General features: G+C 68.7%; 6 protein-coding genes and 1 pseudogene. 5 read left to right on the forward strand and 2 right to left on the reverse strand.

Translation table 11 applies throughout. From position 1 onward, the window contains the following. The coding region (locus ABW137_RS33745) for an acyl-CoA dehydrogenase family protein (RefSeq protein ID WP_526406961.1) at nt 1–667 on the reverse strand (667 nt) is incomplete at its 3' end. A 278-nt stretch (nt 668–945) separates the two neighbouring features. On the opposite strand from ABW137_RS33745, the gene kstR reads away from it, so the two are divergent. Genes kstR through ABW137_RS33760 form a run of 3 tightly spaced genes read left to right on the forward strand, consistent with a single transcriptional unit; the run spans nt 946 to nt 3241 of the window. Continuing rightward, nucleotides 946–1551 carry a cholesterol catabolism transcriptional regulator KstR gene (gene kstR / locus ABW137_RS33750; protein WP_526406963.1) on the forward strand — a complete coding sequence of 202 codons (606 nt, stop codon included), beginning with the start codon at nt 946–948 and terminating at the stop codon, nt 1549–1551. A gap of 3 nt (nt 1552–1554) precedes the next feature. Then, complete coding sequence (gene otsB, locus ABW137_RS33755; RefSeq protein WP_526406965.1) at nt 1555–2304, forward strand: trehalose-phosphatase; 750 nt, start codon at nt 1555–1557, stop codon at nt 2302–2304. Nucleotide 2305: 1 nt separating this feature from the next. Beyond that, nucleotides 2306–3241, forward strand: coding sequence for an aminoglycoside phosphotransferase/kinase family protein (locus ABW137_RS33760; RefSeq protein ID WP_526406967.1), 936 nt, complete (start codon nt 2306–2308; stop codon nt 3239–3241). A gap of 2 nt (nt 3242–3243) precedes the next feature. On the opposite strand, the pseudogene ABW137_RS33765 reads toward ABW137_RS33760, so the two are convergent. Continuing rightward, nucleotides 3244–4335: pseudogene (locus ABW137_RS33765) on the reverse strand (LacI family DNA-binding transcriptional regulator); the annotation flags it as partial. Nucleotides 4336–4490: 155 nt separating this feature from the next. On the opposite strand from ABW137_RS33765, the gene ABW137_RS33770 reads away from it, so the two are divergent. Both ABW137_RS33770 and ABW137_RS33775 read left to right on the forward strand, forming a co-directional pair. Next, a complete protein-coding gene (locus ABW137_RS33770) occupies nt 4491–5429 on the forward strand; it encodes a metal ABC transporter solute-binding protein, Zn/Mn family (RefSeq protein WP_526406969.1) in 939 nt (312 codons plus the stop codon). 9 nt (nt 5430–5438) lie between these two features. Continuing rightward, nucleotides 5439–6067: metal ABC transporter ATP-binding protein (locus tag ABW137_RS33775; protein ID WP_526406970.1), on the forward strand; the 629-nt coding region annotated here is incomplete at its 3' end.

Consider the following 6067-nt stretch of genomic DNA (forward strand, 5'->3'; position numbering starts at 1 on the left):
GCATCCACCTGGCGAGCCCCGCGGCCTCGGCCGCCAGCACCGTTGCTGCGAGATCGGTCAGGCGTTCGGCCGACGTGTCGAGCACCGTCGCCGTTGCCGACTCCAGTCGCACCCGCGCCAGCGGCCGCGAGAAATCAGTCGCCTCAAGCTGTTCCACGGTGACGCCGTCCGCGGCGGCATCCACGACGATCCACTGCTCCCCCGCGGGCAGAAGCAGCACCGCGTCGGGCAGTCCGCCGAGCACGAACGGCGCCGTACCCGTGGCCGTACCGCCGTCGAGGACGATGTCCGACCGCAGCGCGACGCCCGCGGTTCGCGCGCCGGACGCGAGTGCGTCCAGCAGGCTCTCGTCGGTGATCACCAGAGTCGCCAGCGCCGTCGGCGCCACCGGTCCCGGTACCAGCGCGGCGGCGGCCTCGTCGACCATCGCGCAGAGATCCTCGACCGTGCCGCCTGCGCCGCCGAGACCCTCGGCGATCGCGACGCCGAAGATCCCCAGCTGCGCCAGGCCGTCGTAAGGTCCACGCCACGCCTCGGGCGTGCCCTGCTCGATGGCACGCGAGGCTTCGATCGCCTTCGAGCTCGCCGCCCAGTCACGCACCATCTCGCGCGCAGCAAACTGATCATCGGTGCCGGGAATCGACACCGCAACGGCGGACTGTGCCATCTTCGGCCTCCTAGCCTTGGGCGAGAAGGCGATGCTTCCCACTAGAACGTGTTCTAATGGTGACAGCGATCGAACGTCAAGTCGACCGCCATTCGAGCAGGACACGCCGGTGTCTCGGGGGCACGGAGGTGGGAGAACATGAAACGCGGTGCGTATCGTTTTCCCCCAGTGTGCGAGGAGAAGGAGAGGGCGGGAGTATGTCCGGCTCGTCGATCCCACCAGTTACACGTTCCGGCTCGGGTTCCGACTCGACCGCCGGCCCTCGTCGGGTGATGAACGTGGCCGTTCTGGCCGAGTCCGAACTCGGCTCCGAAGCACAGCGCGAGCGACGCAAGCGCATCCTCGACGCCACCCTCGCGATCGCATCCAAGGGCGGTTACGAAGCGGTGCAGATGCGTGCCGTCGCCGAGCGCGCCGACGTCGCCGTCGGGACGCTGTACCGGTACGTCCCCTCGAAGGTGCACCTCCTGGTGTCCGCGCTCGGTCGCGAGTTCGAGCGCATCGACGCCAAGACCGACCGCGCCTCCCTGACGGGCGGCACCCCGTACCAACGCCTCAACATCATGGTCGGCAAGCTCAACCGCTCGATGCAGCGCAACCCTCTGCTGACCGAGGCCATGACGCGCGCGTTCGTATTCGCCGACGCTTCTGCCGCGGGTGAGGTTGATCACGTCGGCAAGTTGATGGACTCCATGTTCGCCCGCGCCATGAGCGACGGCGAGCCCACCGAGGATCAGTTCCACATCGCCAGGGTGATCTCCGACGTCTGGCTGTCGAACCTGCTTGCCTGGCTGACGCGGCGAGCCTCGGCAACCGACGTCAGCAAGCGCCTCGATCTGGCCGTGCGACTGCTGATCGGCGACGGGGAGCACCCTAAGATCTGAGTAGTGGGACAACTACCGGCTGACCTCCTGAACGCACTCGATTCGACCGCAGGGACGACGCATCTGCTGGTCGCCTCGGACTTCGACGGCACCCTCGCCCCGATCGTGAACGATCCCGCCGACGCCCGCCCGCTGCCTCGTGCAGCGGAGGCATTGACCGCACTCGCCGAGCTGCCCTCGACGTCCGTGGTGCTGGTGTCGGGACGCGCGCTGGCCGTCCTGAGGGACTACTCCGGGATGCCCTCCAGCGTGCATCTGGTCGGCAGTCACGGTGCCGAGTTCGACTCCGGGTTCGCGCACGAGGTGGACCAGGCACTGTTGGCCAGGATCACCTCCGAGCTGCACGCGATCGCCGAGGACCGTCCAGGCGTGACGGTCGAATCGAAGCCGGCCAGCGTGGCGTTGCACGTGCGCAACGCGTCGGCCGCCGACGGCCGGACGGCACTCGGTGCGGCGCACGCGGTCGGCCAGGCGACCGGTGTCGAACTCACCGAGGGCAAGTCGGTGCTGGAGTTTGCCGTCATCTCCACCGACAAGGGTGAGGCCATCGACATCATCCGCGACGAGAACCACGCCACGGCAGCGGTGTTCTTCGGGGACGACGTGACCGACGAGAAGGCGTTCCGCCGGCTGCGCGACGGCGACGTCGGGGTCAAGGTCGGGCCCGGCGAGACGCTGGCGGCGTACCGCGTCGACTCGCCGGACGACGTCGCCGACGCGCTGCAGTATCTGTTGGAGTCGCGGCGAAGCTGACGTGCTGACCCAGGACGAGATCTCCGCCCGAACCGCGCGCGCCGTGGCCGCCGCGACGGCCGCGGGCAGGGAGCTCGGGCTGCGGGTGGACGAACCGCGCGTGCTCTACGACGTGTTCTCGGTGATCGTGCACCTCGTCCCGGCACCCGTCGTGGTCAGGGTGCCGACCGTTCTCCCCCCGTCGTACGCACTGAACCCCGAAACTCAGACGGCGCAACAACAGTCGGAGCTCGCCGTGGCAGGCTGGCTGGCCGACGGTGGTCACCCCGTGGTGCCACCGAGCCCGCTGATGCCTCCCGAACCCGTTCGGCGCGATGGCTTCTCGATGACGTTCTGGCAGTTCGTCGAACAGGTACACACCGAACCCGACATGATCGAGCGGGCCTGCCAAACCGCCCGACTGCACGCCGCACTGCGCGACTACGACGGCGAGCTGGGATTCTGGGCGCCGTTCGGCACGTACATACCGGAGGGTTTGGCCGCGCTGGAGCGACTACCCGGCCTCGTTGCTACTGCCGATCTTCAACGGGCCCAACGGGAATGGGAGATCATCGCGCCGGTACTGACGTCCCGCGCCGCCTTCGAGTCGGCCTTCCCGGACGCCGACATCCAGCCGATCCACGGTGATGCGCCCTACCACAACATGATCACCACCCCCGATGGGGTGCTGTGGTCGGACTTCGAGTTGGTCACCCTGGGTGCGGTCGAATCCGACCTGGCGATGGTGGGTCCGGATGCCGTCGCCGCATACGACTCGGCAGCCGCGGCACTGGGTCTGCGCACGCTCGACGAGCGAGTGCTGCGAGTCACCGAGGCGGCCGCCCGACTCGCGGTGGTCGCCTGCCTCTCCATGGCACCCGAACTGCCGATGCTCGTCGACGGGGTGAAGCCCGTGGTCGACCGGTGGCGGGCGGACCGGTCGCTGACGGACTTATAAACGGGCGCACCCGAGGTGCGCCCGCGGACCAGTTCGGTTTCGAGCACCTCGATCACCGGAATTCCCGAGCGCGGCGGATTGTGCAACAGGTACCCGGCTCGGCGCCCCTTCTCGACACCTGGTTGCTTGACCGTCGTCAAACCGCGCGCCAAGGCGTCGGGGATCCCGTCGAAGCCGGTCACCGTCATCTGCCCAGGCACGTAGATGCCGTGTGCGCGTAAGTAGTCCATCGCCGACAGGGCCAGGACGTCGGCGGTGCACATCAGTGCCGTAATTCGCGAATTGGCGTCCAACGCCACCTCGGCGGCCGCCCCGCCAGACGTCGGCCGGTGCTGGTAACTCTCCACCACGGTCAGCGAATCTGGTTGCAGCCCAGCCGACTTCATCGCGTCGTGGACCCCGAGGATGCGCTCGTGCTGAACCTGGAAGTGGGGGTTCGTCACACGGTCCGGATCGGCGATGGCAGGCCCGTCTTCGTGGGGCCAGGTGCGGCCGAGCCGCATCGTCAGCAACCCGAGTTCGCGGTGGCCCAGCCCGATCACGTACTCCGCGACGCCGCGCATGGCCGCGCGATCGTCGATGCCGACGCGCGACGCGCCTGGCACGTTCTTGGGTTGGTCGACCACCACCATCGGCAGCGCGCGTTGCGCCACCACCGGCAGGTACGGGTCGTCGTCGGACGCCGAGTAGACGACGAAGCCGTCGACGCCAGCGGACAGCACTGCGGCGGTGCCGTCGGCCACGCTGCGGTTGGGGCCCGCCGCGACCAGCAGAAGCCCCTGCCCGGCGGCCTCACACGACTCGGCGAGGCCCGCCACGAAGTCCAGCGCTGCCGGGTCACTGAACGAGTAGTTGAGTGGTTCGGTGAGGATCAGGCCGACGGCGCCAGCCCGCCGCGTTCGCAACGACCGCGCCACCGGATCGGGGCCTGCGTAGCCCAGTCGCTTGGCGGTCGCCAGCACTCGCTCACGCAGGTCGGCCGAGAGCTGATCCGGACGGTTGTAGGCATTGGAGATCGTGGTTCGCGAAACCTTCAGCTCGGCGGCCAACGATGCCAGTGTTGCCCGTCGTCGCGGCGCAGGACCTCTGGACATGGTCCATGACGCTAGCCGATGCGGTCACTTTCGCCCCGTCAACAGGGCCGCTCACGGGGGTGGTGCGTCGCTCTCACGACCGTCGTTTCGCCGATCGACCACCATGGGTTACATTACTGGAAATGGTTTTCATTAGTGTTAAGGAGATCCAAACCGTGCCTCGTCGCAAGCTCCTTCGGCCCGCCATCGTTCTCGGAGCGCTGGGCACCACCCTCATCGCGCTCACCGCCACCGCGTGCGGGTCCGACTCGTCATCCGAGGCGACTGGGCCGAAAACGGTGAACGTGGTCGCCTCCACCGACGTGTGGGGCAGCGTCGCCAGCGCAGTCGCCGGCGACCACGCCAAGGTCACCTCGATCCTCAACAGCGCCGTCGACGACCCCCACTCCTACGAGGCCACCCCTGCCGATGCGGCCGCGATCACCGACGCCGCCCTGGTCGTCTACAACGGCGGCCATTACGACCACTGGGTCGACGACGTCCTCGAGGCGCAGCCCGGGCTCACGACGGTCGACGCCTACTCGTTGACCCCGAACCAGCCCGATGGCGAGCCTGCGAACGAGCACGTCTTCTACGATCTCGCCACCGCGAAGGCCGTCGCCGAACGCATCGCCGAGCAGCTCGCCACCGACGACCCCGCCAACGCCACCGCCTACCGCGACAACGCCACCGCCTTCGGCGCGGAGGCCGACGCCATCGCGGCCGCCGAACGCCAGATCGGGCAGAAGCATCCCGGCGCCGCGGTCGTCGCGACCGAACCCGTCGCGCACTACCTGCTGGCCAACGCCGGTGTCGCCGACCGAACGCCAACGTCCTTCGCCAGCGCCGTCGAGGAGGGTGACGACCCCGCCCCCGTCGACGTCGCAGCCATGCTCGACCTGATCAACGGGCACCAGGTGTCGGCCGTCGTCGTCAACAAGCAGACCGAAACCCCCGTCACCAACCAGATCCAGGACGCCGCCCGCGCCGCAGGCGTGCCGATCGTCACGGTGACCGAGACGCTGCAGGACGGCCTGGACTACCTGGCCTGGCAGCGCAAGACGGTCGAGGACCTCGCCAACCAGTTGGACCGCGCCCCCGCCGTGACGCGATGATGTCTATCCGTGGCGCCTGATACCCCTCCCGTCGTCGAACTGACCGGCGCGCGGCTGGCCTTCGGTGGCCGCGTCCTGTGGGATCACCTCGACCTGACGGTCCGGGCCGCAGAGTTCATCGCGGTCCTCGGCCCCAATGGCACCGGCAAGACGTCCCTGCTGAAGGTGCTGCTCGGTCAGCTGCCGCTCAGCGGGGGCACCGCGAAGGTGGCGGGTGACCGCGTCGGTCTCGGAAGCGGGCGCATCGGCTATGTCCCCCAACACCGTTCGATGGACGGCGGCCTGACGCTGCGTGGACGCGACCTCGTCGGGCTCGGGTACGACGGACACCGCTGGGGAATCACCAGCCCTCGGCAACGGTCAGCGAAACGAGCCACGGTGCGCCGCGCCCTCGAACAGGTCAACGGCGTCAAGCTCGGCGAGGTCCCGGTCGGGGTGATGTCCGGCGGCGAACTGCAACGTGTCCGCATCGCGCAGGCGCTCGCCACCGACCCGGCGCTGCTGTTGTGCGACGAGCCGCTGCTGAACCTCGATCCGGCCAACGCCAGGCTGATCTCGTCCCTCATCGACCAGCGGCGGCGGGAATCGGGCACCGCGGTCCTGTTCGTCACCCACGAGGTGAATCCCGTTCTGCCCTA

This window comes from Mycobacterium sp. (genome assembly GCF_040509115.1).
GTDB lineage: Bacteria > Actinomycetota > Actinomycetes > Mycobacteriales > Mycobacteriaceae > Mycobacterium.